The 262-nt window shown below is 60.7% G+C and carries 1 pseudogene; it reads left to right on the top strand.

Annotated elements, in window-relative coordinates:
* Positions 1-77: 77 nt before the first annotated feature.
* Positions 78-262 (top strand): annotated as a pseudogene (locus J0695_RS43225) (isochorismatase family protein); the annotation flags it as partial.

Genomic DNA, 262 nt, shown 5'->3' with positions numbered 1-262 from the left:
CTTCGAAATGTCACTAAAAGTGACTATCAATTTTAGTGACCAATGAGGCTGTGGCTCAACCTCAAAGGAGCGCCAAGATGAGCGAGCACAGCAAGTTCCTGGAGCCGATCACCCGGGAGAACGCCGCTGTGGTGCTGGTCGACCACCAGGTGGGCCTTCTGTCCGGCGTCCGGGACATCCCGGTCGGCGAGCTGAAGCACAACGTGGTGGCCCTGGCACGGGCGGCGACCGTACTGGAGATCCCGCTGGTCGTCACCACCAC

The sequence above is a fragment of the Streptomyces beijiangensis genome (assembly GCF_017315755.1).
Lineage (GTDB): Bacteria > Actinomycetota > Actinomycetes > Streptomycetales > Streptomycetaceae > Streptomyces > Streptomyces beijiangensis.
Note: the sequence above shows the minus strand (reverse complement) of the source record. Positions and strands in the feature narration are given on the sequence as shown.